The sequence below is a fragment of the Streptomyces sp. NBRC 110611 genome (genome assembly GCF_001590865.1).
Lineage (GTDB): Bacteria > Actinomycetota > Actinomycetes > Streptomycetales > Streptomycetaceae > Streptomyces.
In genome coordinates, this window is sequence record NZ_BBUY01000018.1 from 101,790 (window position 1) to 128,309 (window position 26,520).

At 72.4% G+C, this 26,520-nt stretch carries 22 protein-coding genes; 7 read left to right on the plus strand and 15 right to left on the minus strand.

Features of this window, described 5'->3' with window-relative positions; genetic code table 11:
- Nucleotides 1–56: 56 nt before the first annotated feature.
- From AZE13_RS27535 to AZE13_RS27555, 5 genes are all read right to left on the minus strand, one after another.
- Nucleotides 57–1,253 (minus strand): globin domain-containing protein, encoded by a 1,197-nt coding sequence (locus AZE13_RS27535; protein WP_066937709.1) that lies wholly within the window; start codon nt 1,251–1,253, stop codon nt 57–59.
- Between the two features lie 82 nt (nt 1,254–1,335).
- A complete protein-coding gene (nsrR, locus tag AZE13_RS27540) occupies nt 1,336–1,782 on the minus strand; it encodes a nitric oxide-sensing transcriptional repressor NsrR (protein WP_066937712.1) in 447 nt (148 codons plus the stop codon).
- Nucleotides 1,783–1,838: 56 nt separating this feature from the next.
- Entirely contained in the window at nt 1,839–3,101 is a 1,263-nt protein-coding gene (locus AZE13_RS27545; RefSeq protein WP_066937715.1) for an MFS transporter, read from the minus strand.
- Nucleotides 3,102–3,129: 28 nt separating this feature from the next.
- The gene (locus AZE13_RS27550) at nt 3,130–3,714 is read right to left on the minus strand and encodes an iron-containing redox enzyme family protein (RefSeq protein WP_066937717.1); all 585 of its coding nucleotides are present in this window, start codon (nt 3,712–3,714) and stop codon (nt 3,130–3,132) included.
- A 311-nt stretch (nt 3,715–4,025) separates the two neighbouring features.
- The gene (locus tag AZE13_RS27555; protein ID WP_066937721.1) at nt 4,026–4,610 is read right to left on the minus strand and encodes a TerD family protein; all 585 of its coding nucleotides are present in this window, start codon (nt 4,608–4,610) and stop codon (nt 4,026–4,028) included.
- Nucleotides 4,611–4,776: 166 nt separating this feature from the next.
- On the opposite strand from AZE13_RS27555, the gene AZE13_RS27560 reads away from it, so the two are divergent.
- A complete protein-coding gene (locus AZE13_RS27560) occupies nt 4,777–6,489 on the plus strand; it encodes a BCCT family transporter (protein ID WP_066937725.1) in 1,713 nt (570 codons plus the stop codon).
- A gap of 16 nt (nt 6,490–6,505) precedes the next feature.
- On the opposite strand, the gene AZE13_RS27565 is transcribed toward AZE13_RS27560, so the two are convergent.
- From AZE13_RS27565 to AZE13_RS27600, 8 genes are all read right to left on the minus strand, one after another.
- Nucleotides 6,506–7,036: a DUF3574 domain-containing protein gene (locus AZE13_RS27565; protein WP_066937728.1), complete on the minus strand. Its 531-nt coding sequence runs from the start codon at nt 7,034–7,036 to the stop codon at nt 6,506–6,508.
- Nucleotides 7,037–7,132: 96 nt separating this feature from the next.
- Entirely contained in the window at nt 7,133–8,776 is a 1,644-nt protein-coding gene (locus AZE13_RS27570) for a condensation domain-containing protein (protein WP_066937732.1), read from the minus strand.
- A gap of 43 nt (nt 8,777–8,819) precedes the next feature.
- Nucleotides 8,820–10,133: an acetyl-CoA carboxylase biotin carboxylase subunit family protein gene (locus AZE13_RS27575; protein ID WP_066937735.1), complete on the minus strand. Its 1,314-nt coding sequence runs from the start codon at nt 10,131–10,133 to the stop codon at nt 8,820–8,822.
- Nucleotides 10,134–10,168: 35 nt separating this feature from the next.
- Nucleotides 10,169–11,620, minus strand: a complete 1,452-nt coding sequence (locus AZE13_RS27580) for a M28 family peptidase (RefSeq protein ID WP_258528021.1) — start codon at nt 11,618–11,620, stop codon at nt 10,169–10,171.
- A 65-nt stretch (nt 11,621–11,685) separates the two neighbouring features.
- Nucleotides 11,686–12,960 carry an MFS transporter gene (locus AZE13_RS27585; protein WP_066937737.1) on the minus strand — a complete coding sequence of 425 codons (1,275 nt, stop codon included), beginning with the start codon at nt 12,958–12,960 and terminating at the stop codon, nt 11,686–11,688.
- Entirely contained in the window at nt 12,957–13,691 is a 735-nt protein-coding gene (locus AZE13_RS27590) for a thioesterase II family protein (protein WP_066937740.1), read from the minus strand. The genes AZE13_RS27585 and AZE13_RS27590 overlap by 4 nt, the downstream gene beginning before the upstream one ends.
- A 128-nt stretch (nt 13,692–13,819) precedes the next feature.
- Nucleotides 13,820–15,073, minus strand: coding sequence for a cytochrome P450 (locus AZE13_RS27595; protein ID WP_258528022.1), 1,254 nt, complete (start codon nt 15,071–15,073; stop codon nt 13,820–13,822).
- On the minus strand, nt 15,070–16,902 hold the full coding sequence (locus AZE13_RS27600; RefSeq protein WP_079124429.1) for a non-ribosomal peptide synthetase: 1,833 nt from the start codon (nt 16,900–16,902) through the stop codon (nt 15,070–15,072). The genes AZE13_RS27595 and AZE13_RS27600 overlap by 4 nt, the downstream gene beginning before the upstream one ends.
- Nucleotides 16,903–17,311: 409 nt before the next feature.
- Between AZE13_RS27600 and AZE13_RS27605 the strand changes: the two genes are divergently transcribed.
- The 3 genes from AZE13_RS27605 to AZE13_RS27615 all read left to right on the plus strand — a co-directional run bounded on the left by AZE13_RS27605 (nt 17,312) and on the right by AZE13_RS27615 (nt 22,677).
- Nucleotides 17,312–19,297: a non-ribosomal peptide synthetase gene (locus AZE13_RS27605; protein WP_079124430.1), complete on the plus strand. Its 1,986-nt coding sequence runs from the start codon at nt 17,312–17,314 to the stop codon at nt 19,295–19,297.
- On the plus strand, nt 19,294–21,798 hold the full coding sequence (locus AZE13_RS35865; RefSeq protein WP_066937748.1) for a polyketide synthase: 2,505 nt from the start codon (nt 19,294–19,296) through the stop codon (nt 21,796–21,798). Before AZE13_RS27605 ends, AZE13_RS35865 begins: the two co-directional genes overlap by 4 nt.
- 231 nt (nt 21,799–22,029) lie before the next feature.
- Complete coding sequence (locus tag AZE13_RS27615; RefSeq protein WP_066937751.1) at nt 22,030–22,677, plus strand: hypothetical protein; 648 nt, start codon at nt 22,030–22,032, stop codon at nt 22,675–22,677.
- Here AZE13_RS27615 and AZE13_RS27620 read toward each other — a convergent pair.
- Entirely contained in the window at nt 22,646–23,917 is a 1,272-nt protein-coding gene (locus AZE13_RS27620) for a hypothetical protein (RefSeq protein ID WP_066937754.1), read from the minus strand. The two genes, AZE13_RS27615 and AZE13_RS27620, sit on opposite strands and share 32 nt — an antisense overlap.
- 222 nt (nt 23,918–24,139) lie before the next feature.
- Here AZE13_RS27620 and AZE13_RS27625 point away from each other — a divergent pair, with 222 nt between their 5' ends.
- Genes AZE13_RS27625 through AZE13_RS27635 form a run of 3 tightly spaced genes read left to right on the plus strand, consistent with a single transcriptional unit; the run spans nt 24,140 to nt 25,472 of the window.
- Entirely contained in the window at nt 24,140–24,544 is a 405-nt protein-coding gene (locus tag AZE13_RS27625; protein WP_147264737.1) for a hypothetical protein, read from the plus strand.
- Nucleotides 24,544–25,236: a DUF6338 family protein gene (locus AZE13_RS27630; RefSeq protein ID WP_066937759.1), complete on the plus strand. Its 693-nt coding sequence runs from the start codon at nt 24,544–24,546 to the stop codon at nt 25,234–25,236. Before AZE13_RS27625 ends, AZE13_RS27630 begins: the two co-directional genes overlap by 1 nt.
- A gap of 32 nt (nt 25,237–25,268) precedes the next feature.
- Nucleotides 25,269–25,472, plus strand: a complete 204-nt coding sequence (locus AZE13_RS27635) for a hypothetical protein (RefSeq protein WP_066937762.1) — start codon at nt 25,269–25,271, stop codon at nt 25,470–25,472.
- 95 nt (nt 25,473–25,567) lie between these two features.
- On the opposite strand, the gene AZE13_RS27640 is transcribed toward AZE13_RS27635, so the two are convergent.
- Nucleotides 25,568–26,520: CHAT domain-containing protein (locus AZE13_RS27640; protein ID WP_220127608.1), on the minus strand; the 953-nt coding region annotated here is incomplete at its 5' end.

The following is a 26,520-nucleotide window of genomic DNA, read 5'->3' on the forward strand; positions in this document are numbered from 1 at the left end:
GGACGGCCGGTTCAAGCGGCCGGTGCGGCGGAGCCGAGGGCGAGCAGGGCAGCGGCCTACTGCTGTGCGCGCCAGAGATCGGGGCCGAACACCTCGTAGTGGATCCTCTGTGCGGGTATGCCGCGGCGCAGCAGATCGCCGCGGACGGCACGCATGAAGGGCAGCGGGCCGCAGAGGCAGGCGGTGAGGGTGGGGGGAAGCTCCAGGCTGCCGAGGTCGGCCCGGCCGGCCGATGCCCCGGGTGCGGAGTCGTCGGGCTGGTCGTACCAGAGGTGAAGGCGGGCGTCGGGCAGCGCCTGTACGAGGGTGCGCAGCTCGTCGCGGTGTGCGTGGTCGGCGGGTGAGCGGTCGGCGTGGACCACGGTCACCGGTCGGCCGGAGTCGGTGGCGGCGAGGTGGCCCAGCATGGCCAGTGCGGGCGTGACGCCGATGCCGGCGGTCGCCAGCAGCAGCGGACCGTCGCCGTCCGGCAGTATCAGGTCGCCGAACGGGGCGGACACGGTGACGGCATCTCCCACCCGGGCGTGTGCGTGGAGCCAGGAGGAGACCTCGCCGTCGGGCTGCCCGTCGCCCCGGATCCGCTTGACGGTGATGCGCCAGGTGTCGTTGCCCGGGGCGGCGGACAGGCTGTACTGGCGGATCTGCCGCGCACCGTCGGGCAGCTCGACCTGGACGCTCACGTACTGGCCCGGACGGAACGGCTCGGCGGGCCGGCCGTCGGCGGGCCGGAGCAGGAAGGAGACGGCCTGAGGGGTCTCCTGGCGCCGTTCGACGATCTCCATACGGTGCCAGACGTCGCCCTCCGCGACGCCGGCCTCCTCGTAGAGGCGGGCCTCGTTGGCCATCAGCGCGTTGGCCATCAGCCAGTAGACCTCGTCCCAGGCGGCGGCGACGTCGGGGGTGACGGCGTCGCCGAGCACTTCGGCGATCGCCGCGAAGAGGTGGCGGTGGACGATCTTGTACTGGTCGGAGGTGATGCCCAAGGACGCGTGCTTGTGCGCGATCCGGGACAGCATCACGTCGGGGCGTGCGCCGGGGTTGTCCAGGAGCATGCCGGCGAACGCCGCGATGGATCCCGCCAGTGCGCGCTGCTGTTGTCCGCCGGCCTGATTGCCCCGGTTGAACAGGTTCCGCAACAGCTCGGGGTGGGCGTCGAACAGCCTGCGGTAGAAGGCCTCGGCGATGTCCCCGATGGCGGCGCCGACCACGGGGAGGGTGGCTCGGACTACTGGGGTGGACCGTTCGGACAGCACAGCGCCTCCTGAAATTGGTTAATGATCTTCGCATTTAAGGGGAGGGAATCAGACCCCGCCGCCGCGACCCGATCCACTCCGACTACGGGGCCGCGCGGCCGGTCAGGGAGACCAGGACGGGGCCGGTGGGCGAGGTCACCAGGTCGGCCACGGTCAGCGGATCGAGCGTGGCGTAGAACGCGTTCTGGGCCTCGCGCAGCGCCCCCCGCAGCCGGCAGGCCGCGCGCAGCGGACACGGCGGGTCGCCCTCACAGGCGACGACCTCACCGTCGCCTTCGAGCTCCCGCACCAGCCAGCCCACGGAGGCACGACGCCCGAGATCGGTCAGTACCAGCCCGCCGCCGCGGCCCCGCCGGGCCTCCACCACGCCCAGGTGCTGCAAGCGCGTGATCGCCTTCGCCGCGTGGGTGTACGGCACCCCCATGGCATCCGCCACCATCCGGGTGGTCAGCGCCTCATCGGTGTCCCGGGAGACCGCCAGGCGCATCACGGAACGCAGCGCCAGGTCGGTGAACTTTGTCAGCCGCACAGTCCGGACCCTATCAAAGACGCATTCCAGATTCATATTTCCGGAGGCGCCGGGGCTCAGGCGGCCTGCCGGGTGGTACGCAGCGCGCAGGCGGTGAGGACCGCGGCCGGGAGCCACCACGTGACGAGGTAGCTGCCGCTGCCGTCGTGCAGCAGCCCGAGGAGCGGCGGGGCGGCGACGATCGCTGCCTGGTTGGCGGCCATCGCCGCGCCCGTCGCCCGGCCCACGCCGCCACCCGTGGCCGCGTCGGCGATATGCGCGACCCAGGGGCCGTACCAGCCGATGACGAAGAAGCCGAGCGCGACGGTGGCGACGGCCAGCACGCCGAACGGCGTCCGGGCGGGCAGCACGGGCAGCAGCGCCAGGAACAGCGCCGAGCACAGCATGCTGACGCGCACGACCGGCAGTCGCGAACCACGGGCGCGGGCGCGGTCGCGGTCGCTGATGGAGGCCAGCACGACCCGGCCCGTCACTCCACCGACCTGCAGCAGTGCCAGCAGGACCGCGCCCTGGGACAGGGGACGGTCAAAGTGGTCGCGGGTGAAGAGCATCAGGTGGGCGGTGAGGCAGAACTGGGCGCCGACCAGCGGTACTCCGGACCACAGGACCGGACGCAGCCACGGCTGCCGGAGCGTACGGGCCAGGCCGGGCAGTAGCCGGGCGTCGTCCGGCTGCTCGCGCATCGTTCGCCGGGCGCCGGGGGACTGCTCGCCCCTCGTCCGTCGGGCGTCGGGTGGCGGGCGGTAGGCCAGGGTGAACGCCACTCCCCCGGCCAGCGCGACAGCGGCGGCCACGGCGAACGCCGCCTGCCAGGCGAACGCGTGCGCAACCCCCGGGAGGGCAGCCGCGGCCGCGGCTCCGCCGATGGGCAGGCCCGCCTGGCGCACCCCCATCGCCACACCGCGCCGGCCGGCAGGGAACCAGGAGGAGACCGACTTGCTGCCACCGGGCTGCACGGTGCTGTACCCGATGCCCGCGAAGAACAACGAGACCAGCACCACCGCGTAGCCCGGCGCGATGGAGGCGGCGGCCAGTCCCGCCGTCATCACGAGCGATCCGACGGCCACCACCCATCGCTCCCCATGGCGGTCCACCAGATGCCCCACCACGAACAGGGAGAAGACCGGAGCCAGGCCGACCGCGGTGACCATCAGGCCGACTTCGGCGCCGGAGAGTGTGAACGCGTCATGCACCGCACCCGAGAGCGCGCCGAGTCCTTGGGTGGCGAAGGACGCGGTGACCTGCACCAGCGTCACCACCGCGAGCATCCACCACCTCATCCGCGGCGGCGCCGCGCAACTCACCCGGGCCACGGCCATGTCCGGACCATGCCCTCCAGGGCCGCCGTCACGCCCAGGCGGAGGCGCGGCCCCTGGCCTCGGTCACCGCGGCGTAGACGTCATCCCAGAAGGTGACGTGCTCCCGGATCTCCTGCCGGGCGGCGTCGATCAGGGTGCTCTCGTCCGCCTGATAGCCCTTCACCAGGGCTCCCCACAGCGACGCGAAGTGTTCGACTTCCAGCTCTTCGTGCAGCCCGAAGAACTCCAGGCCCTCGTCGATGCCGTAGTGCTCGGGTAGGGCCTCGATGGTCAGGCGGTTCCGTTCCGGCGCGACGATCTCCCGGCCGGCGAGGGCCGCCAGCGTCTCCTCCCCGGTCCGCTGGGGACCGAGGTACCGGCGCAGGAAGGAGTCGGAGTACGCCGAGGTCACCGGCAGGGGCGTGAGCGACTGCGGTTCCGCGACGCCCAGTGCGTGCAGGAACCGGACCGCCATGCCGTGGTGGTCACCGTTGATCTCCTCGTCGATGTGCTCGGTCAGCTCGGACAGGACGAAGGAGGTGTCGAAGGAGGTACCGAACGCGGGGCTTTTGACAATGCACACGCCGAACCAGCGGTGGAACTGATTGCGCCACAGGTAGTACTGGCCGAACACCTCACGGACGACGTCGATGCCGGCCTCGCCCCTGCGGAAGGCCGAGTTGAGCTGCGCAGCAATGCCAAGCTAGGCGGTCGAACGCATATCCGTAAAGCCTATGCCTCGCCCGAAATTCGGCGCTCCGTCATATCCGGCCCTCCATCATGTTCACGCTCCGTCGCGTTCGCCGCTCCGTCGCGCTCGCCGATCTCGCCGCTCGACGAGCAGGGGCCGGCGGGCCCGGGCGCGGGCGCGGGCGCGGGCCCGGCGCACCTCACCTGGCTTCGCCGCGCGCCGGTCCGCCCTGCTCGTACGGGAGAGAGGGGGTCCTACTTGCTGATGGCGAAGCGCATCAGGGCGTGTTCGTCACCCTGCTTGATCTTCCCGGTCTCGTTGATCACCTGCAGCTTCCAGCCCGCGCCCACCCGGATCGCCTTGGCCACGGCACAGCCGTTGTCGTTGGTGAGCAGGGACGGCCAGATGTCGGCGACCTGCTGGCTGCTGCCGCCCGTCGCGTCGTAGACCTTGAAGCTGATGTTGCGCGCGTCCTGGAAGGAACTGCCCTTCTTGTAGGCGGCGGCGACGAAGACGAGGGAGGTGATGTTCGGCGGGATCTTGGCGAACTCGACGGTCACCGTCTCGTCGTCGCCGTCGCCGTGCCCCGTCTGGTTGTCGCCGCTGTGCAGCAGTGCGCCGTTGCCCATCGGGTCCAGGGAGTCGAGGCCCGCGAGGCGGACCGGGTCCTCCCCCTGCAGCGCGATCGCGATCAGATCCAGGTCGGTGCCGGTCTTCCGCTTGAGCTTGCCTATCAGGCCGCCCTTGCTGCCCGCGGTGGGATCCCAGGAGACCCCGATGGACATATGGGTCACCCCGTCCAGGTCCGCCGGGCCGTCTTCCTTGGTGAGCGTAATCATGTACAACCCTCGTGAATGGTGGAATACCTGCAGATGAAGTGTGCCTGAGGCCGGATCATCCCGGCGCGCCGGGGGCGAGGTGGGCGCCGGTGCCCGGCCCGCCGATGATCATCCCGTCGGCGCGCCAGCCCCAGAATCCCGTGATTTCGCACCATAGTGGGGCGCCATGAGCACGGAGCCCACGTACCCGGCCGCCCCCGGCCGGCAGCCGCATGAGGATCCCCCGGACCCGACGATCGTGACCATCGGCGTGGTGGTGGTACTGCTGGTCGTGGGGTGGGCGTCCATCGGGAAGGACAACTTCGCCAACGTCTCGGACACCGCTCTGAACTGGGTGCTGAGCAATTTCAGCTGGCTTTTCGTCGTGGCTGCCGATTTCTTCCTCGTGCTGTGCGTGGTCATCGCGTTCAGCCGTTTCGGAATGATCCGTCTCGGCCGGGACGACGCGGAACCGGAATTCACCAATATCGCGTGGATCGCCATGATGTTCAGCGCCGGAATGGGCATCGGCCTCATGTTCTACGGCGTGGGCGAACCGCTGCAGCACTATGTGTCGCCGCCGCCCGGCTCGGGTGCACGGCCGCAGACCACGGACGCGGCCCGTACGGCCCTGGAGTACTCCTTCTTCCACTGGACCCTCACGCCCTGGGCCATCTACGGCATCGCCGGACTCGCCCTGGCGTACGCGGGCTTCCGCAAGGCCCGCGGCAACCGGCTGAGCTCGGCCTTCGTACCGCTCATCGGTGAGCGGTGGGCCAACGGCGGGCCGGGCAAGGCGATCGATCTGCTGGCGGTCTTCGCGACCGTCTTCGGCACGGCCACCAGCCTCGGCCTCGGCACGCTCCAGGTGGCCCAGGGCCTCGATCTCACGGCGGGCACGCCGCAGTCGCGGACGCTGGAGATGATCATCATCACCTCGCTGTCGGCGGCCTTCGTGGCCTCGGCCTTCTCCGGGCTGCACCGGGGCGTGAAGTGGCTGAGCACGGTCAACATCCTGCTGGCAGCGCTGCTGATGCTGTTCGTCTTCGTGGCCGGCCCGACCGTGTACCTGCTGGAGACGATCCCGGCCGGCCTGGGCCGCTACCTCAACCAGCTGCTGCCGATGGCCTCACAGACCGGTGCCTTCACCGACCCCGGGTGGCTGGGCAAGTGGACGATCTTCTACTGGGCATGGTGGCTGTCGTGGGCCCCGTTCGTCGGCACGTTCCTCGCCCGCATCTCGCACGGCCGGACCATCCGCGAGTTCCTCATCGGCGTGCTCCTGGTCCCCAGCGGCGCGACCATGGTCTGGTTCGCCGTCATGGGCGGCAGCGCGATCCGCAGGGACGCGACCGGGCAGGCGAACCTCGCGGAGACGGTCGACAAGGGCCCGGAGGCGTCGCTCTTCGGGCTGCTGGACAGCCTGCCGCTGGGCACGCTCACCTCATGGGTGGCGATGGCGCTGGTGATGACGTACTTCGTGACGAGTGCCGACTCGGCCTCCCTCGTCATGGGCTCGCTGACCAGCCGCGGCGCACTGCACCCGCGTACCTGGCTGGTCGTCGTGTGGGGTGTGCTGATGGCCGCGGTCGCGGCCGTACTGCTGATCGCGGGCGGGCTCACCTCGCTGCAGACGGCGACGATCCTGGTGGCGCTGCCGTTCGCGCTGGTGATGCTGGCGCTGTGCTGGTCGCTGCTGTCCGAGCTGCGCGAGGACCCGGGCGCCGGCCCCCCGCGGCACGCCCTCCACGGGCTGCGGGACGCCGTGACGGCCATGGTCGGCGAAGCGGTCACCGAACACCGCAGGCCCCGGCACCCCCGCCTGCTGCGGCTCCGCCGCGCGGCCGGCACCCGTCGCGGGGAAGGCGACCGCGGCGACGGCGGCACGCCCGGGCAGTGAACCTTCCCACGGGAGGTCAGAAGTCGACGCTGATGGGGTGGTCGGCGCGGGCCACGGACTCCTGGCCGAAGCGCTGGGTGTAAGCGGAGCGGATCTCCTCGATCTTGCGGCCGCTGGGCCCCTTGCGGCTGAGGGGGTACCACAGGATCAGCTCGTAGGAGCGCTCACGCTCGATGGCCCCGTGCGCGTCCCGGTACTGGCCTTGCCCCTGCTGGACGGTCAGTCCCTCCGGAAACCGGGGCGTGACGAATTCATCCACGAATCGCCGGAACTGCCGGTCGGTGACGGGAGGGGAGCCGTCGGCATGGGCGGTGCCGAAGAGGAGGCTGGTCTCCACGTACGGATCGCCGAGTACGGCCTGCGGCGGCTGGGCGACGGGGACGGATGCGGGGGCGGCGGCGGGGGCGGATGCTCGGGCCGGCGTGGGGGTGACGGCGGGTGCCGAGGCGGTCGCGGCGGCGCCGAGCAGGGCGGTGGACACCGCCAGGACCGCGAGACGCACACGGGCATGGCGCAGACGGGAACAGCGCAGTCGGTGCTGGGGCATCGGTGCCAACGGGCTTCCTCTCACGGGGATTCGGCGGCGGGCGTAACGCGGATGCGGCGGCGGGCGTAGAGGTCTTCCGTGCGTCTTCCGTGCGTGCTACCCGGAGCGTGGTGCCACGGCAGCCGCCTCGGGGTGGGTGACGAGTCCGGCCACGGCGTGCAGTACATGTTCCAGCAGGCGGGCCGGCAGGTGCGGGCCGAAGCGGCTGGTGTCCGCCGTGACGACCAGGGTCAGTCCGTCGCCCGGGAGGCCGTTGAGCGCATCGACGCTCACCGGCAGGCTCGTATGGTCACGCATGTCCTCCTCGGCCGTCACCAGCCCCGCCGCCACGAGCTCCGCGCGGGGGTGGAAGTGCACATAGTTGAAGTTCACGAGGAACGGGTCGGGGCCCAGCAGCCGGCGCAGCTCCGCGTACGGGAACCGGCGGTAGGGCAGCAGACCGTTCTCCTCGGCGAGCGCCCGGCGGGCTGCCGCCTGCCAGGTCGCACCGGACAGGCCGAGGCGGAACGGCAGCCGGTTCAGGAACAGGCCCAGGGTCAGGGCCGCACCCGGGACCTCCGGACGGCCGTTCGTCACCAGGCCGACGGTGGGGGTGTCGGTGCCCCACACGGCACCGGCCGCCGCGCAACAGGCCGTCAGCAGCAGGCTCTTGACGGGCACCCTCCACTGGGCGGAGAGCTGGGTCAGGCGCTGGGTATGGGCCTGCGGCAGGGCGGCGGTGGCGGTGGTCCGGGCAGCCGTCGACGGTCCCGGCGGAGCCTCCGCCTCCGAGGAGGCCGTCGACGGTCCCGGAAGCGCGGCCTCCGACCGGGCTGCCGGCACTCCCTGAGGGGCACCCCCCGGTGCGGTCCACAGACGGGTGAGGTAGCGCAGGGCGGCGGCGTCCTGCAGGGCTTCGCGTTCCAGGCGTACGAACGTGGCGTAGGGGGCCGGCTCCGGGAGGTCGGGGCGGGAGCCTGACCACAGTGCCGCGTAGGTGCGGGCGAGTTCACTGAAGAAGACCGCCTCGCTCCAGCCGTCCAGGATCGCGTGGTGGAAGGAGTAGGAGAACCGGAAGGTCCGCGGGCCCGTCGCCGCGGCGTGGGCACGCAGCAGAGGAGCGCGCTCCGGGTCGTAGGGTTCGGCGAGGCGCCGCATCAGCTCCTCATGCCGCTCGGCGGCCGTGGCCTGGTCGTCGGCCTGGTCGTCGGAGATCTCCAGGGGGATCGGCGCGGCCGGCTCCACCAGTTGCAGGGGTTCGCTGAACGTCGCCAGGTCGAAACGGGTACGCAGGACGGGGTGGCGCTGCGCGAGCAGGTCCAGGGTGCGGCGTAACACGTCGGGGCGCAGGGGCCGGTTGAGGGTGCGGGAGATCACGTCGATATAGCACCGGCCCTCGCTCATCAGGCTTTCGTAGATCAGGCCGAGTTGGAGGTGCGCCGCCGGACAGGCGGCTTCGACGTCATCGGGGACGCGTGCCCGGTCCAGGGGGCTGACGAGTGCGGAGGCGGCCGCGCCCGGGCCGCCGGAGGTGGTCAGCGCGGTGCACGCGCCGCGGGGGGTGGGGTTCTTGAACAGGTCCAGCAAGGTCAGGGACAGTCCCTGCTCCTCCGCCGCGCCGATGATCTCGAGGGCGAGGAGGGAGTCGCCTCCCAGAGCGAAGAAGTCGTCGTCCGGCCCGACGCGGGGGACGTCGAGGATCTCCTGCCAGATCCGCGCGAGCGTCGCGACGGCGTCCGGCATGGCAGGGTCAGCGGGCATGGAACCTCTTTCGTGTTCGGGGCCGGGCAACCGGCCGCCCTGGTCATAGGGTTCCCAACTCTGCGCCGGTGACGGCGCATTCGGTGCCGGAGAAGTCGAAGCGGTAGCGCAGGGTGGCGTCCACCTTCGCCGCGGTGGCGGCGAGTCCGGCCATATCGTCCGCCTCCCCCGTCACCACATCCAGCTCCCGCATCTGCACCCCGCCCGGCAGCGGCGCACCCAGACGCGCGTAGGGGCGGTAGAGCGTGACCCCCGGTATGCGGTTGACCTCCTCGATCCCGTCGACGGCCAGCAGCCGGCACGGGGTGCGCGGGGCGGGGTGGATGAGCTGGAAGTACACCCGTCCCCGGTAGAAGGGGGGCGGCGCCACCGCTTCGCCGAGCGCGACGCGGGCCGCCACCTCGACCAGACTGCACCCCTGAGCCCGCCCGGCCAGCTCGTTGATCCATCCCCCCAGCCGCCCGTTGACCTCGATGATCCGCGGCCCCCGTGGCGTGAGCTTCACCTCTGTGTGCGTCAGCCCCTCGCGTACCCCGAGCGCCTCGACGGCGCGCCGGGCCAGATCCCGCACCCCGGCCTCCTCGGCGGCGGACAGCGGCGAGGGCCAGAACCGCCCGGTCTCCCGGAACGGCGGCACCATGGGAAACTTGCCGGTCACCGCCAGGTCGGTGACCTCACCGCCCCGTACGAGACTCTCGACGGACACGTAGTCACCGAACGGACCGCAGTCCCGGCCGATCAGGTACTCCTCCAGGACGAGCCCCCCGCCCGCCACCAGGCCGGGACGTTCCAGGGCCAGGGTCCGGCGCACCAGCTCCAGCCCGCTCGCCGCGTCGTCGACGGGAAAGGTGTTGCGGCTGCCGCCACCGTGTGCCGGTTTGAGAACCGCGGGCAAGCCGGTCGCGGCCAGCGCCGGCTCCCAGTCGCCCGCCGACTCGATACGGTGACAGCGCACCGCGTCGACTCCCGCCACCCGCAGTGCCTCACGCTGCCGCCACTTGTCCGTCAGCAGGCCGTGCACATGCCGGTCGTGGAACGGCAGCCCCAGCGCCGCGGCCAGTTCGGTGGCCAGGCCGAGAGCCGCCTCGCTGTAGGTGACCAGGGCGTCGGGGCGGTGGGCGCGCAGCTCCGCGGCGGCCCGGCCGGGCGCCTCGGCCATGACGACGGGGCCGAAACGGGCGAGCAGCGGCTGCATCGCCCGGGTGTGCTCATTGGGCGCGGCCACGAACACGCACCGGGCCCAGTCCGCGAGACCGACGGCGAGGTCACCGGGGCGGGCCGCTCCCTCGTCGTACACGACGGCCAGCGTCTTGCGCGGGCCGCCGTCGGCGGGGGCGGGCGGTACGGGGGCAGGCATCGCGAGGGCTCCTTCGCTTCAGCGGTGGACGGGGCTCATCGACGGCCGTTGACCTCGGAGGTGTCGACGGCGTACCGGCCCAGGGCCCACGCCATCGACCTGCCGAACTGACCGAATATCGTCCGGTTCACGTTGGCCGGCGTATCGCAGCGCTGGTGGTAGCACGGGTCGAGCATCTGGCCCGCCGTCCCCCCGAAGAGTTCCGCCCACTCAGGCGTCTTGACGGTGTCCGCACCCGCGTTCACGCCCCCCGCCGGGATACCGGCGGCGATGAACGGGTCGTGGTCGGAGCGGTGATCCAGCGCCAGGCCCACGGTAGGCAGGCCGCGTGTGGCGAAGTAGCCGTTCAGGGCCCGGGAAATCTGCTCGGAGCCGTCCGGCGCGGGGCCGTCGAGGGTACGGCCGTTGTACACCTGGCGTGCGAAGTTGGGCGAGCCGATCATCTCCAGGTTGAGATAGAGCGCGGTCTCGTCACGCTGCTGCCCGGTCAGTTCGTCCACGTAATACCGTGACCCGGAGAGCCCCTTCTCCTCTGCCGCCCACCAGGCGAACCGCACCCGGTTCTCCACCCGGTCCCGGCGCGGGGCCAGCTGCACCGCGGTTTCCAGGAGCATCGCCGCGGCCGCCGCGTTGTCATTGGCGCCGGGGGTGGTGTCCACGCTGTCGAGGTGCGCCCCCATCACCACCGTGTTGCCGGCCCGCCCGGTCGGGGTGTCGGCCAGCACGTTGTACGCCCGGTTGGTGGTCGCCCGGCCACGCAGGTCGAGAGTGAGCGTGACAGGGCCGGCCGCCGGCATGTCCGCGAGCAGCTGCTCGGCCTCCGCACGCGTCACCGTGGCGGTCGGGATGCGGGCCGCGGACGGCGGATTCATCCGGTGGCGCAGGTTCAGCCCGGTCTGCGGGAGGTCCACGTTCATCAAGAGCGCCGCCGCTCCGGCGTCCGCCGCCAGTCGCTGCTTGTCCGTCAGGAAGCACTTCCCCTTCCGGACCAGAACGATCTTTCCGGTGACGTCGGCGCCGGCGTAGTCGGCGGCCGCACAGCCGGTGTCCTCACCGGACGGCACCACCAGCTGGGCCGTCACTCCGCCCTCGGGGGTGGAGCGGGAGAAGTTCGCCATGACGGGATGGAGCGTCCTGACTTCCGGGGCCTTCAACACGCCTGATTCGGCGGTCACTTCGAAGTCGGGAAAGGTGAAACGCTGCCGTTCGACCTGGTATCCGGCCGCGGTGAGCACCTTGGTGAGGTAGTCCGCCGAGGCGTCGTAACCCGCCGAACCGGTGACCCGGTGCCCGCCGTTCGCCGTCGTCGCCGCCTCGATGGCCGCCAGATGCCGCCAGGCGCCCCTGCCGGTCACGGCATGCGCCAGCTCGTCGGCCAGCGAACGGGCGGCGGGCGCGGGTACGGGCGCGGGCGCGCCGGGGGCCCGGGCCGGCGGCGGGGCCGGCGCACCGAGGGTGAGGACAGCGGCGCCCACCGCCGCGGCCACACACACCTTGCGCCGGAACCGACGCAGCCGACCCGGCCGGCCACGACGAGCAGAAGCATGAAGATTCATACCGTGGGGCTCCTCATGTCGGAGATTGCACCGCCGTATCCGAAGGACGGGGGACCGAGAACGCGCGGACATCGCGCAGCGCGACGACCGCCAGGTTGACCGCCACCACCAGGACCGCGGCGACCACGAGCGGCACCGCCTCCCCCATGAGCGCCGCGGCCGGCGCGGCGACCGCGAGGCCGAGCGGCCGCGCCGACAGGGACAGCAGCCCGTCGTACGAATCGGCGCGGGCCAGCAGATCGGGAGCGAAGCGCAGTTGGCGGGTCGTCAGCCAGAGCGCGTTGAGCACGCCGACCCCCAGCATGGCGACGCTGTAGGCCGCCACGTCCGCCCATGTAGCCACCGCCGCACCGCCCCAGGGCCACCGGTACGGCGAACGTGACCAGCGGCAGCGCGTAGAGCGCCGCGCAGGCCGAGCCGGCCACCAGCGGACGGCGGACCGGCAGCCTGGGCGCGACGAACGCACCGAGCACCATGCCCGCCATACCCGCCTGATAGATCACCACCCACACGCCTTCACCACCCAGCCCGTGAACAGCGATCAACGGGCCGAGAGCCGTCAGCACACCGGCCGCGAAGTTGGTCACGCCGTGGCCGCACAGACTCATCCAGAACCACGGACGGCGGCGGACCTCCTGCCAGCCCTCGGCGAGATCCCGTACGAACGGCACAGCGGTACGCGGCCGCTCCCGCCGGCCGACCCGGACCCCGGCCAGTGTGCCCGCGGCGACCGCGAACAGCACGGCCGTCAGCAGGAACGCCCAGGCGGCACCGGCCGTGACCACCACGATCCCCGCCACCCCGGGACCGGCCACCAGCGCCAGCCCCCGCGCGACACCGAAGTGGCTGTTGGCCGGCAACCGCCGCTCGGGCGGGACCACGGCCGTCAGCAGCGGCGACATCGTCGGGACGCCGAAGGACACCGCGGCCCCCGTGATCCCCGACAGCACGGCCAGATCCGTGATCCGGACCGCGCCGGACAGCAGCTCGATCCCGATGACCAGCTGGGCCGCCCCGCGCACCAGGTCAGCGGCCACGGCCACCCGCTGGGCGGGGACGCGGTCGGCCAGCGCTCCGCCGAGGGGGAGCAGCAGCAGCTGCGGCACGAATTCGGCCGCCAGCACGATCCCCAGGTCCCCCGCGTCCCCGGTCGCCTTCACCACGGCCAGCGTCAGCGCGGTGGGGATCAGGGCCGTACCGAGGAACGAGAGCGTGCGCCCGGCCAGCAGCCGCCGGTATCCGGGCAGGGCGAAGACCGTGGCGCGGCTCACGCCACAGCCTCGGACAACGCCTCGAGCAGGGTGGCCGGAGCGGACAGGAAGGAGTAGTGGCCGCCGTCGAGTACCGCGAACCGCACCTCGTCCCCGTAGTGTTCCCAGCCCTTGAGCTGGGCCTGGGTCACCTCGGGATCATCGGCCCAGTGCAGTACGGTCACACCGAACGGCACCCGCACCGGTTCCGCCAGCCGGTAGCCGCGGTTGGCGCCGAGGTCCTCGCGCAGGACGGCCAGTCCCAGATCGAGCAGCGCCGGATGCGGCCGCCCCCCGCGCAGCACCGCCAGGTGGGCCAGCTCCGCCCGGAGCTGGTCGTCGGTCATGTCCAGGAACCGGTCGTGCGGGCAGTGGTGCGGAGCGACCTGCGCCGAGACGAACAGCCGGCGGGGCACGGGCAGCCGGCGCCCGGCCAGCAGGCGCGCCGTCTCGAACGCGGGGAGTGCGCCCGCGCAGTGGCCGAAGAAGGCGAAGGGACGGTCCAGCCACGGCGCCAGCCCACCGGCCAGTGCCTCGGCCAGCGCCTCGTACGTGCCGTAGTGCGGCTCACGGATACGGTTCTCGCGGCCGGGCAGCTGCAACGGGCAGATCTCCGCCCCGCCGGCCCACCGGGGCCAGGCATTGAACATCGACGCCCCCACACCGGAGTAGGGGAAGCAGAAGATCCGCGCCCTCGCCTCCGCCGACGGCTCCCTCAGCAGCCAGCGCGCCGGTTCGGCAGCTGTGGTCATGCTCGGACACCTCGCATTCGTAGCGTCGCGTGCGTGAGGTCGCGTGCGTGAGGTCGCGTCAGCTCGGGTGCGCAGGAAGGACCCGCCGTTCCGGAGCCGGTGCCCGGACTCCGGGCGTGCCCCGCGGTTCACGTCCGGGCCGGGCGCGCCGGGGTCCGTACGGGCAGCCGCGTCATGCCGGAGACGAAGACGGACCGCAGGCGGCGTACCGGCCCGGCCACCTCCACCGCGGCGAAACGCCGGAAGAACTCGTCGAACAGGACCCGGAAGGTGAGCCGGGCGAGCCCGGCCCCCAGGCAGTAGTGCGGTCCGTACCCGAACGCGATATGGCGGTTGTCCTCGCGCCCCACGTCGAAGGTGTGCGGATCGGCGAACACCGACTCGTCACGGTTGGCCGAACCGATCCACACCGCCACCGCGTCCCCGGCCCGCACCCGGCCACCGCTCAGCTCGGTGTCGGCGGTCGCGTAGCGCAGGAAACTGCTGGCCGGCGACGTCCAGCGCAGCCCCTCCTCGACCAGCGACGGAATCAGGGCGCGGTCCGCGTCCACCCGCGCGAACTGGTCGGGGTGCGCACTCAGCGCCAGCAGCGTGCCGGCGACCGTGTGCGGGGTGGTGGCATTGGCCCCCAGCAGCAGGCTGTAACAGGTGTAGAGGGCCTCTTCCTCGGTCAGCGGCACGCCGTCCGGCGCCGCTGTCAGCAGATGGGGGAGCAGCCCCTCGGCGAGGTCGTCGCGGCGCTGTTCCCGCAGGCGCCGGGAGAAGTACGCGAACAGCTGGTGGTGCGCCACGGCGAGGGTCGCGCCCTGGCCGCCCGTGCGGAACGCGGGATCGGCCGGGGCGGCCGCCATGGCGGTCCACCGCACCAGGTCGTCCCAGTCCCGCTCCGGCAGCCCCAGCAACGCGCCCGCCACCGCCATCGGCAGCCGCAGCGCCCGCTGCGCCACATCCCACACACCACCGTCCGGCCCCGGGCTCAGGAAGGCCACCACGGCTTCCCTGACCCTGGCCTCCCAGGCCTCCACCGCCCGGACCGACAGCGGCGCGACGAGCGGCCGCCGCAGCCGCCCGTGCCGGGGCGGATCGGTGGACACCAGCATCTTCCCCGCCGACACATCCCCCTGTCCCAGCTGCGGCAGCAGGCTCCCGCGCTCCGAGGTGAAGGACCGGTGGTCGCCCAGGACCCGGCAGGCGTCCGCGTACCGGGTCACCGACCAGAACGCCCGGCCGTCGGGGAGGACCTGGCGGTGCAGCGGGGCCCGCGCCCGCATCGCCGCCCACACGGCGTGCGGGGCGTCGGTGGCGTGGAACTCCGGGTCGAACAAGTCGATGTGTTCCAGGTCCGGCTCCGGCAGCTGCCGCGGCTTCGCGGTCGGGGTCACGATGCGTCGTCCTCCCGCCTGCCGGCCGGCCCGTCCGTCCGCCCGTCCGCCCATCCGTCCGCCCGCCCGTCGTCCACCGCGGCGGCCAGCGCGGCCGGTGTGGGACCGAGGTAGAAGGTCAGCGGGGAGATGTCGACGCCATACTCCCGCCGCAGTTCGTCCAGGATGCCGACCCCGAGGAGCGAATGACCGCCCAGTTCGAAGAAGTCGTCGTCGGCGCCGATCCCCGCGATGCCGAGCCGGTCCGCCCACAACGCGGTCACGGCGCGTTCCGTGGGGGTGCCCGGTTCCCGGTGGGCGGCCCGCAGTTCGGGGCGTGCGGTGGTGGTGTCCGCCGCCAGCGCGCCGCGGTCGACCTTGCCGTTGCGGGTCAGCGGCAGCGCGTCGAGCAGGCGGATCAGGGACGGGACGGCGTAGGCGGGCAGGACAGCGGCGAGCGCGGCGCGGATCCGCAGCGTCGAGGGCGTGGTGCCCTGCCGGGCGACGGCGAAGGCGACCAGCCGTTTGCCGCCCGCCGGTTCGCTCTGGGCGACCGCGGCCGCTTCGGCGACCTCGGGGAGCGCGGCGAGGGCCGCCTCCACCTCGCCGGGTTCCACCCGGAAACCGTGGATCTTGACTTGCCGGTCGGTGCGCCCTTCGTAGCGGAAGGTACCGTCCGCGAGCCGGCGTACGAGGTCCCCGGTCCGGTACATGCGGCTCCCCGGCTGCCCGGAGAAAGGATCCGCCACGAACCTCTCCGCGGTGAGCCGGGGCCTGCCGAGGTAGCCGTGCGCGAGCCCGGCCCCGGTCACACAGAGTTCACCGATCTCCCCGTCGGGAACGGGCCGCAGCGCGGCGTCCAGGACATAGACACCGGTGCCCTGGACCGGTCGGCCGATCGGCACCGGGCCGTCCACCGGTGCGGTGAGGGGGTGGCAGCAGGTGAACGTGGTGTTCTCGGTCGGTCCGTAGCCGTTGATCACGGTGGTGCCGGGGAGCGCCGCCAGGGCGCGGTTGACATGGGACGGGGAGAGGACGTCGCCACCGGCCAACAGGCAGCGCAGTCCGCGCAGTTCCGCCAGTGCGACCTCGGTCACCCGCTGGAAGAGGCCGGCCGTCAGCCAGAGCATGGTGACGCCTTCGTAGCGGACGACCTTGGCCAGTTCCTCGGTCGTCAGCTCTCCGGACGGGGCGAGGACGAGGCGGGCTCCGTTGAGCAAGGGGCCCCAGATCTCCCAGGTGGAGGCGTCGAAAGCGAACGGAGCGAACTGCAGGAACACATCGTCGTCCCGGATCGCCGGCGTGGCATCGCCGAGCACCAGCCGGGATACGGCGCGGTGCGGGATGACCGCGGCTTTGGGGGCACCCGTCGACCCCGAGGTATAGGCGAGGTAGGCGGTGTGCGCGGGGGTGACGCCGCTGTCGTGGGGCGGGAGGTCGGGCCAGTCCGTGTCGAGCGGTAGGGCGGTGCATCCGGGGGGCAGCGGGGGCGCGGCCCGGTCCTGGTGCGTGAGCGTGTACCTGGCTCCGGAGTCGCGCAGCACCAGTCGCCGGCGCTCCGGCGGATAGCGGTGGTCGAGGGCGAGATAGGCGGCACCGGCCTTGAGTATTCCCAGCAGGGCGACGATAGCGGGGGTCTGCCGGATCGCGTCCACCGCGACGACTTCTCCCGGACGTACACCGATATCCTGGAGGTACCGCGCGAGGCGACCGGAACGGGAGTCCAGCTCGCCGTAGGTCAATTCTCCGTCTTCCCCGCGCACCGCCAACCGGCGCGGATGGGCCCGGGCTTGCCGCGCGAATGCCACGGTGATCGGTGTCCAGTCCCCGTACGTCGGTAAGTCGCCCATCGGCCCCCCAAGCCTGAACGTGCCGGAACTCCCGCGTCCGTTACCGGAACCGGTGGGATAGGTGATCAATAGGTGATCAACAAGAGTTTTCGGTGAACGGGGGCACAGCCCGCGCATGAGCCCCCCGTTCTCCTAGTAGCCCACGAAGGCCTGTGAGTGTCAAGGTACGTGAGTTTCCGTATGTGATGACGTGTAATTACGGAAGACAGGGGTGGTCAGGTCGTCATCCGGTGTCCTAGAGTGCGAAATCCCGCCCCCCGCGCGGTACCAAGTGCGGTACCGAGCGCTGTACCGAGAAACGTCGCCGGTACCGGCCCCGCGGACAACGTCGCTCGTCACGCGCGTGCGCCACAAGCGCACGCCGGATCCGCAGATCCAAATCCCTCTACAGACAGTGAGGATGGTAGCGATGGGTGAAGGCGTCGAGAATGTCTCGCATACGGACGGTGCGTTAACGCCCTACCGATCTGCCGCCTGGGTCTTTCAGGAAGTGGCCGCGGAAGCGGCCGCGCGCCCGGCTGTCCGGCACCACGAAACCCTTCTCACCTATCGCGATCTCGCCGGTGCCGCGGGCGGCGTCGCCCAGTGGCTCCAGCGGCACACCGCAGGACGCGGGGCGACGGTCGCCACCCTGCTCAGCCGGTCCCCTCGGTGCGCGGTCGCCGCGCTGGGCGCCTGGGGAGCCGGTGCGGCCTACGTCCACCTCGACCCCGAGGACCCGGACGAGCGCCTCCACGCCCTGCTGGCCGTCACCCGCCCCGACGCGATTCTCGTGGACGAGCACCATCTGGCGCGGCTGCCGGAATCCTCGGTACCGGTCTGCGTGCCGGACGCATCCCTGCCCACGGCGCCCTTCCGGGCCCCGGCGGACGCCGACCCCGAGGACATCGCCTATCTGGTGCACACGTCGGGGTCGACCGGAACCCCCAAAACCGTGGAAGTGCCACACCGCGCCGTCCTCAACCACCGCCGCGCATTCTGGCGTTATATCCACCCCGTACCGGCCGCGAGTTTCGGCCTGATGACGACATTCGCCGCGGATCTCGGTCTGCACTCGGTCTTCGGAGCCCTGCTCAGCGGTGCGCGACTGGATATCTACGACCGGCATACGACCCTCGATCCGACGGCCCTGGCAGCCGAATTGCGCGCCCACCCGGTGGACAGCCTCAAATCCACCCCCTCCCTGCTGGGGGCATTGGCCAACCAGCATGACATCGCGGCTTTCCTACCCCGCCGTATGCTTTTCGTCGGAGGGGAGAATTTCCCGCCTCGGCTGGCCGCCGCTCTTCTCGGAGCCGCCCCGGAATTACCGGTCGTCAACTCCTACGGCCCTTCCGAGACCACCATGGCCATGATGTTCCACCGGATCACCGAAGCCGATGTCCGCCGCCCGCGGATACCCGTGGGTTCACCGATCGACGGGACACGGGTGCGGCTGCTCGACGACGCCGGAAGAGAGGTTCCCGACGGCAGCCCGGGAATCCTGTACATCGGCGGGCAGTGCCTCGCTCACGGATACCGGGGCGACCGGGAACTCACCGAGCGGAAATTCACCACCGACGATCACGGCGAACGCTTCTACCGCAGCGACGACCTGATGCTCCGCAACTCCGACGGCCACTACGAATTCCTCGGCCGGGCCGACCGGCAGGTGAAGATCCGGGGATACCGCGTCGAACCCGGCGAGATCGAAGCCGCCCTGCTCGCTCTGTCGGACGTCCGGCAGGCTTTCGTCACGGGGGAGAGACCGGGGCCGGACCCCGAGGCCCCACTGGAACTCGTCGCCTATGTCGCCCAGGAGCCACCGGTCCCGGCCACCGAGCCATCAGACCCGGCCGCCGCACCACCGGCCCCGGCCGCCCAACCATCGGTCCCGGCCACCGAACAACCGGCCCCGGCCACCGAGCTCCCGGTCCCCGCCGCCGACCTCCGCGAACGGCTCCGCAGAACCCTCCCGCCGGCGCTGATCCCGCACCGGCTGCACCGCGTGACCGCCCTTCCCGTCACACCGAACGGCAAGGTGGACGTGGCCGCACTGCCCTCCGCGGTGCTGCCGGACCCGCACGACGGGCCGCCCACGGCTCCGCCGCGTACCGAAACGGAGCGCTTGGTGGCCGGCATCTGGAGTGCGGTGCTCGGCCGCACGGAGATCGGCCGCGACGACCGCTTCATGGAAGTCGGCGGCGACTCCCTCAAAGCGCTGCGGGTCTTCGCCATGCTGCGCCGCCATCACCCCGGCCTGACCATCGGCCGGCTCTTCGAACACCCCACCGTCGCCGACCTGGCGGCCGCCCTGGACTCCGGGGGACACAGCGGGCCCTCCGCGCCACCTCACCCCTCCGCGCCACCACAGCCCTCCGCGCCAGCTCAGTCCTCCGAGGTCGTCGAGCTGTGAGCCGTACCGAGCGCACACCGCCGGACGAGCGGGCGGTGGCGGTCATCGGCCTCGCCTTCGAACTCCCCGGCTGCTCGGACTGGGCCGCGCTCCTCGACCTCCTGCGCACCGGCCGCACCGCCGTACGGCCGTTCCCGCCACGGCGAGCGGCGCGGACCGGTGCCACACCGTCCCCCGACCACCAGGAAGGCGGCTGGATCGACGACATCACCGGCTTCGACCACCGCCACTTCGGCCTGTCCCCCGCCGAAGCCCGCCGCATCGACCCGCGCCACCGCAGGCTGCTCCAGCTCGCCGTCCACACCATCGAGCACGCCGGCTACTCCCCCGGCGAGCTGCGCGGCCGCAACGCGGCGGTACTCGTCGCGGCGAGCGGCGGGCCGGACCCCGTGCTCGGCCCGCCGCCCGGCCCGGACGGCCGCCCGCTCATCGGGCCGGAGCTCGCCGGCAGCTCCCCGGCCTTCGCCCCGGGCCGTATCGCCTACCTCCTCGACCTTCGTGGTGGCGCGCTGGTCATCGACGCGGCCTGTGCGTCCTTCCTCGTCGCCGTACATGAGGCCCGCCGGAAACTCGCCTGCGAAGAACACGAGTTGGTGCTGGTCGGCGGCTACCAGATGCTGTGCGGCCCGCCTCCCCGACGGGCGGCGGATGCCGGGGACCTGGGGCTCCTCTCCCCCACGGGCCGCTGCCGCCCATTCGACGAGCGCGCGGACGGGACGACTTTCGGCGAGGGCGGCGGGTTCGTCCTGCTGAAGCGGTACGCCGACGCCATACGGGACGGCGACGTGGTGCACGCCGTCATCACGGGCAGCGCCGTCCGTCACGATGGCGGCCGCCGCAGCGGGCTGACCACTCCGAGCCCGGCCGGCCAGGCCCAGGTCATCTCGGCCGCCCTCGCCGACTCCGGAGCCGACCCGGCGAGCATCGGCTACGTCGAGGCGCACGGCACCGGCACCCGCATCGGCGACCCCATCGAAGTTCAGGGCCTGACCTCCGTCTTCGCGGACGCGGCCCGGCAGACCGGCTGCCCGCTCACCGTGTCGTCGGTGAAGGGGCACCTCGGGTACCTGGAAGGCATGGCGGGCTTCGCCGGACTCGTCCGCGTCATCGCCCAGTTCCGTACCCACGAGATCTTTCCGACCGCGCAGTTCCGCGCCCCGAACCCGCTGCTCGGCCTGGACCCGGCCACACTGCGGATCGCCGACCGCCGCCGGCCGTGGCCGGACCGCTCCGGGCAGTCGCGCCGGGCGGGCATCAGCGCCTTCGGCATCAGCGGCACCAACGCCCACCTCATCGTCGAGGAACCCCTCACCGCGGAACCTCTCACTGCGGAGCGCCTCACCGCGGAACGCCTCATCGTCGAGGAAGCCGTCACCGCGGAACGCCACACCGCCGAACGCCACACCGACGAGGGACCCTTGGCGGCCGCGGGGTCTCCGCTCACCGGCGAACCTCGCCTCGCCCACGAACCTCGCCGCACCAGGACAGGCGAAGACGGCCGCGGTCCGGCCCGGACCGACCCGGGAGACCACCTCGTCCCGCTCTCGGCCGCGAGCAGCGACACCCTGCGCACCCTCGCGGCCCGGCTGCGCGCCGTCATCGCCGCCGACCCGGCCGGCTTCCCCCTGGCCGACGCCGCGGACGTACTCGCCCTGGGCCGCGACCACCAAGCCTTCCGGATGGCCTGGGTCGTCGACGACACCACCCAACTCCTCGCCGAACTCACCACGTTGGCCCTCCCCGACCACACCGGTCGTCTCCCGGCGCCACCGACCGCCACCGGCGCACTCCCTCCTCCCCTCGTGCTCACCATGGGCGACACCGCTGAACCGGAACCCGGCCTGCCGCTCTCGCCCGCCCTGGCGCGGCTGCGTACCGATGCCGCGAGATATCCCGGCTGCGCGCGGGTGCTGGCCGAGGCGGAACGCCTGCTGCCGGCCACCCGCTGGTCGCCGGCCCAGCACCATGTCGTCCGGCTGGTCGCCCACCATGCCGTACTCGCCGGCTTCGGGGCCGTGCCGGAGCTGGTACTGGCGCATGGCGCAGGCGCCCGCGCCGCCCGCGTCGTCCGTGGACAGACCGACCTCGCCACGGCTCTGACGGCCACGGACTCCCCCTCCCACCGGCCCGCGGAACCTCCGAACGCCACCGCCCTGCGGAAGGTCGTGGCCCGGCTCCACCCGCGTACGACGGTCATCGACCTCACCCCGGGCACCGCACTGTCGAACGCGCTCAACACCCACCTCCCCGCCGACCGGGCCGCCCGGCCCTGCGCCTCCCTTCCCCTCGCCCTCTGTCTCCTCTACCGGCGCGGCTTCGACCTCAAGTGGCGCTCAGGACTGGGACGCGCTCCCCACCGGCGCATCGAGCTCCCTGTCACACCCTTCGACGAAACACACTGCCGGCCGGCGCCGCAGGCGCATCGCGGCGGTCAACCCGGCCCACCCTGCCAACCCGGTCAGCCCGGTCAGCCCGGTCAAGGCGGGCTTCCCATCCGGTGAATCGGGTGCGCCCACCCCGACTTGCGACCTCTCGGTGGTGCGGTGGAGCCGAAGGCATCCGACTCCGCGAGGAGCAACCGGCTCCGCTTGTCCGTACTATCTCTACGCCAAGGCCTGAGCAGGTGCGGCGAGCTGCCATGTCGCAGCATCCGCCCAGGGTGCGGTGGCACCGCGTTCCGCAGCCGCCGCCAGCCCCACGCCACGGCCACGAACCGAGGAAAGGTCAATGTCATGCCCGATACCACAGTCCCCGCCACCGAACTGACATCGCAGTACCTCACCCAGGTGACCGGCGACCTCGAACGCAACGTCAACGAACAGGAGCGCATCAGCGCAGAAATCACCACGCTGCAGGAGCGGCTGGCCATGCTGCGACACGATCACACCGTGCTGGTCAACATGCAGCAAGCACTGGAAGCCGCGGCCCCCACCACTGAGCCCGCGGACTCCGGCCTCAGCCCCACCGTGCCCGCTCCCCGCAAGAGGCCCGCCGCCGAGTCCGGTACCCGGACGAAGAAGACCACGGCAGCGCAGGGCCGCGCGACGGCGAAGAAGCAGTCCGCGAAGAAGCCGCCAACGGCCACCGCAGACGCCAAGACGGCCCAGCCCACCCTGATCGAACTGATCCGCCGTGACCTGACCGAACACAGCGACCCGCGCTCCGCGGCAGACATCTCCGTCGCCCTCGGCGAGGCGCACCCCGACCGCCGCATCAAGACCACCGTCGTACGCACCACCCTCGAAAACCTCGTCGCCAGGAACCAGGCACAACGCACCAAGCAGGGCGCCTCGGTCTTCTACACAGCCCCCACCCCGCCCGAGCCCGCTGCGGCCTCCCTGCCGTCGGCTACCGACCCTGGTGACGAGACGGTCCGTTGAGTCGTGCCAGTGTCTTCTGGAGGGATTCGAGGGCGCCTCGTTGACGGCCGGGGACACGGTGACGGAGGGCCATGAGGCGGGTGGCGAGCGCGCGGGCGGCGGTCGCGTCGCGCAGGTGCATCCACTGGTGGTGGGCGCCGTCCACAGCGGTTTCGACGTCGCGGGCGTCGGGAGCCTGCTGCAGCGTGTCGAGGCGGGCCTCGGCGGCCTGGAGCCACAACTGGCAGGCCTCGGAATGGTCCTGGGCGACCGAGGTGATGAAGGCGCGGACCTCGATCCAGTGGACGGCCGCGTACGTGTCGGCTCCGTAGGTCCGAACGGCCCGCTGCTCGGCGGCGGCCGCCAGCTCGGCGGCTTCGCGATGGCGGCCGGCCTTCGACAGGGCGGCGATCTGCTCATGCGGCTCGGCCGCGGCCGGTATCACGGTCTCGCCGGGCACGTGGACGGGTGGGACGGCCCGCTGGTCGGGCAGGGGCGGGGACGCCTGGGCCTCGGGCCGGGGCGGTGTCGCCGGGGCGGGGGCCAGGGCCGGATTCCCGGGCGGCTCAGGAACGTTCGCGACGATGGCGGGCAGCACGGCAGGGGTGGGCATGGTCTGCGCGGGAGCGGGCTGCTCGGGGCCCAGGACGATGGCGCCCTCGGTGTCCACGCGGTGGAGTGCGGCGTGGTGCAGCTGGTCGGGGGCGCCGCGCCGGCCGGTGCGCAGGATCTGTGCCAGGGCGTGCATGTACCGGGGCTGGGCGATCCGCCGGCGCCCCGGCGGTGGGGAGATGACGCCGTACACCGTGCTGTTGCCGAAGGGGAGCGGCTCGTCGAGCAGCTGCTCCCACACCTCCGCGTCGGCGACCAGGTCCGCGTAGAGGGTGGTGCCGGGGCGGCGCTGGCGCAGTTCGCGGATGAGCCAGGACCACGGCAGGGCGGTGTAGCGGGTCGTCGCGGGCGTGGTACGGGCGAGTGCCAGGTGGACGGCGTGCTGGCGGCGGTCGAGCTGCAGTTGGCCGACGAGCACGATGGTGAGCGGACCGCTCGTGGCGGCCGCGGCACGGATGCGCGTCAGCACGGCCTGCGGCTCGGTGGGGTCGGTCAGCTCGATGAGCGTGGCGGCGGCCCACGCGGATGGTGGAATGGCGGCGAGCGCGGGCACCACGCTGTTCGCGTCCAGCAGCCGTCCCTTGCCCGCGGGAGCGGCTGCCAGCAGCAGCGCGGTCCCGGGTTGCGCCTCCGCCCAGTTGATCTGCACATATGCACCGTAGCCGCTGGCCCCGACATCTGGCCGAGTTCCCACACGAAGTAGCCGTTGAACGGGTGCCGCCGCCCGCCCGGGCGCGGCCTTGGGCGGGGTCGCGACGGCCTCCGACCCGGCTTGTGCCCGGGCGAGTTGGCGTACGCTGAAATGGCAGGTCGTGGCAGGGCCGGGAGGGGGCAGGACGGGGTGGACGGGTATCTCCTTGTCGGTGATCTCATGGCAGCCACCGTGGTCGCCGTCCCGGTGCGGCGCGGCGGGCCGCGTGGCGTGCGGCGCCGGGTCGCGCACGCGGCCGGCCTCGTCGTGGTGGGCGGGCTGCTGCTGGGTGCCGGGCAGGAACCGGCGGTGCTGGTGTGTGCGGTGTCGGTGCTGGGCGCGGGTGCCCTGCTGCTCGCGGAGCTGACGACGGTGCGCCGCGGTCTGCTGAGGGTGGCGTGGGCGGGTGCCGCTGCGGGTCTTGTGTGGCTGAACGTGGCGCAGCAGCAGGCCGGTTTGTGGCTGACTGACCGGAAGCCGTGGGTCACCGTCACCGTACTCGCGGTCCTGGGCGCGCTGGCCGCCGCGGCCGTCGCCACCGCGCGGATGGCCCAGGATCCCGACATCGGGCCCGGCGGTGTGTGATGGGCGGCGCTCCGTCGACGGTGCTGCAGGCGGCCCTGCTGGTGCTCGTCGTGCTGCCCGGGATCACCTATCAGTTCCTGCGGGAGTACTGGCGCGGCCCGGTGCCCGGCGAGCGGAATCCCGGCGAGCGCGTGCTGCGCGCGGTGACGGCGTCCGTGGTCCTCGACGCCCTGTACCTCATCGTCCTCGGGCCTCAACTCGTGTCCCTGGCCAGGGGCGTCGGCCACGACGGCTGGTCCCACCTCACCCGGGAACCACGGCTCACCGGAGTCGCGGTCCTGGTCCTGTTCGTGCTGACACCGGCGGCCGCCGCGGCCGGTGTCACCTCCTGGCAGCGGCGCAGGCGGCGCACCGTGCGCTACCGCGGCATCCCGACGGCGTGGGACCAGCTGTTCCGGCAGCGCGGCTCGTGCTTCGTCCGGATGCGGTTGCGGGACGGGGCCTGGGTCGGCGGCTGGTACAGCACGCGGTCGTACGCCACGTCCTATCCGCACCCGGCGGAGCTGTACCTCCAGGCGGCCTGGCTGATGGGGCCGGACGGCAGCTTCCTGCGCAGGGTCGAGGGGACGGGCGGGCTGCTCGTACGGGCCGCCGACGCGGACGTACTGGAGGTCGTGCTGCCGCCCCCGGCCCCGCCCACGCCCACCGAGGGCCGGGACACCCCGGCCGCACCCCTGGCGACGGACGAATGACGGAGGAATGGCAGAGGAATGACGGAGGAGTGATGGGGATCGACGACACCGAACTCACCCCGTTCGAGCGCGAGCTGCAGGAAGCCGACGCGTCCGAGGGCCGCGGCCACACACCGGACGACGGCATCGCCGAACCGACCGTGGCACCCACGGGCCCGGCCGGTGTCTCGGCTGCGCCGGGACATGATCCCCTGCCCGCGCCGCCAGGCTCCCCGGAGGCGCCGGGCGAAGAGTGACACCGGGCGATCCGGTGTTTCACAGGCCCTACATGTCACGGGCCTACGTATCAGGGTCCTACCTGTCACGGCCCTGCACGTCACGGCCCCGCACGTCACGGTCCTACGTGCATCAGCGCCGCCCACACGCCGGGCAGGTGCGGGAACATCTCCCGCCGGGCCCGGCAGGTCGTGGCATGGACGGCTCCGGCGGTGTCCGCCCCGTCCTCCGCGGCCTGCCGGAACTCCTCGTACATCTCCTTCGCGAGGCGCAGCGCCGCACGGTCCGGCAGCCACCAGAGCGTCGACACGACATGCGGAAATCCGGCGAGCTGGAAAGCGGAGGCCAGATGGATCGCCTCGTCCTGGTGGCGGGGGCCGGTGACCGCCGTCTCGCAGGCGGACAGGTACGCGAGCCGGGAGCCGTGCAGGTCGAGAGCCGAGACGTCGGCGACGGTGAGCGGCCGGTCGTGCAGCAGCAGTCTGCTGCGTGAGGGCGTGTGCGGATCGGGCACCGCGTGGCAGGCGAAGTGCGCCCACGCGTGGCGGGGCAGCTCCGCCAGGACACGTTCCCGCGTGGCCTGCGCATCCAGCAGGACCGACGCCGCGCCGGGTGCCGAGGACCGGACCAGGCCGGCCTCGGCCGCGGCGCTGCCGAGCGGGCGGGCGCCCGGGGCGGCGGACACCGCGGCCACGAGGCGGTCGCCTGCGGGCAGCGCCGCTCCGCCGCTCCTCGTACGCGCCGCGGCCAGCGCGCGCACGGTCGGGGTGTACGAGGACACGGCCCGGTCGACGAGGGCGGGCCCGCCGTCGCGGTGATGGCCGGCCGCGTGCAGCGGCAGCGCGGTGAGCGGTCCGGTGGGCACCCACCACACGCGCGGCAGCGGTGCTCCGGGGACCGGCGGCGGCACAGACGCCGCCAGCGGCGGGGCGACGAGGGCATCCCACATCCAGGCGAGGGCCGAGAACGCCGGTTGCTGCTGGTGGCGGTCGGCCAGGGCGGTGCGGCTGAAGCTGGTGCGCAGCTGCCGCATGCACCACTCGACCCTCTCGGGGGTGGCCTCTAGGG

What these genes read in the sequence shown, in the direction of transcription:
- AZE13_RS27605 (WP_079124430.1), top strand. Translation starts at nt 17,312, where the DNA reads ATGGGTGAAGGCGTCGAGAATGTCTCGCATACGGACGGTGCGTTAACG.
- AZE13_RS27590 (WP_066937740.1), bottom strand. Translation starts at nt 13,691, where the DNA reads ATGACCACAGCTGCCGAACCGGCGCGCTGGCTGCTGAGGGAGCCGTCG.
- AZE13_RS27625 (WP_147264737.1), top strand. Translation starts at nt 24,140, where the DNA reads ATGGCAGCCACCGTGGTCGCCGTCCCGGTGCGGCGCGGCGGGCCGCGT.
- AZE13_RS27545 (WP_066937715.1), bottom strand. Translation starts at nt 3,101, where the DNA reads ATGGCCGTGGCCCGGGTGAGTTGCGCGGCGCCGCCGCGGATGAGGTGG.
- AZE13_RS27565 (WP_066937728.1), bottom strand. Translation starts at nt 7,036, where the DNA reads ATGCCCCAGCACCGACTGCGCTGTTCCCGTCTGCGCCATGCCCGTGTG.
- AZE13_RS27615 (WP_066937751.1), top strand. Translation starts at nt 22,030, where the DNA reads ATGCCCGATACCACAGTCCCCGCCACCGAACTGACATCGCAGTACCTC.
- AZE13_RS27575 (WP_066937735.1), bottom strand. Translation starts at nt 10,133, where the DNA reads ATGCCTGCCCCCGTACCGCCCGCCCCCGCCGACGGCGGCCCGCGCAAG.
- AZE13_RS27560 (WP_066937725.1), top strand. Translation starts at nt 4,777, where the DNA reads ATGAGCACGGAGCCCACGTACCCGGCCGCCCCCGGCCGGCAGCCGCAT.
- AZE13_RS27635 (WP_066937762.1), top strand. Translation starts at nt 25,269, where the DNA reads ATGGGGATCGACGACACCGAACTCACCCCGTTCGAGCGCGAGCTGCAG.
- AZE13_RS27555 (WP_066937721.1), bottom strand. Translation starts at nt 4,610, where the DNA reads ATGATTACGCTCACCAAGGAAGACGGCCCGGCGGACCTGGACGGGGTG.
- AZE13_RS27600 (WP_079124429.1), bottom strand. Translation starts at nt 16,902, where the DNA reads ATGGGCGACTTACCGACGTACGGGGACTGGACACCGATCACCGTGGCA.
- AZE13_RS27630 (WP_066937759.1), top strand. Translation starts at nt 24,544, where the DNA reads ATGGGCGGCGCTCCGTCGACGGTGCTGCAGGCGGCCCTGCTGGTGCTC.
- AZE13_RS27570 (WP_066937732.1), bottom strand. Translation starts at nt 8,776, where the DNA reads ATGCCCGCTGACCCTGCCATGCCGGACGCCGTCGCGACGCTCGCGCGG.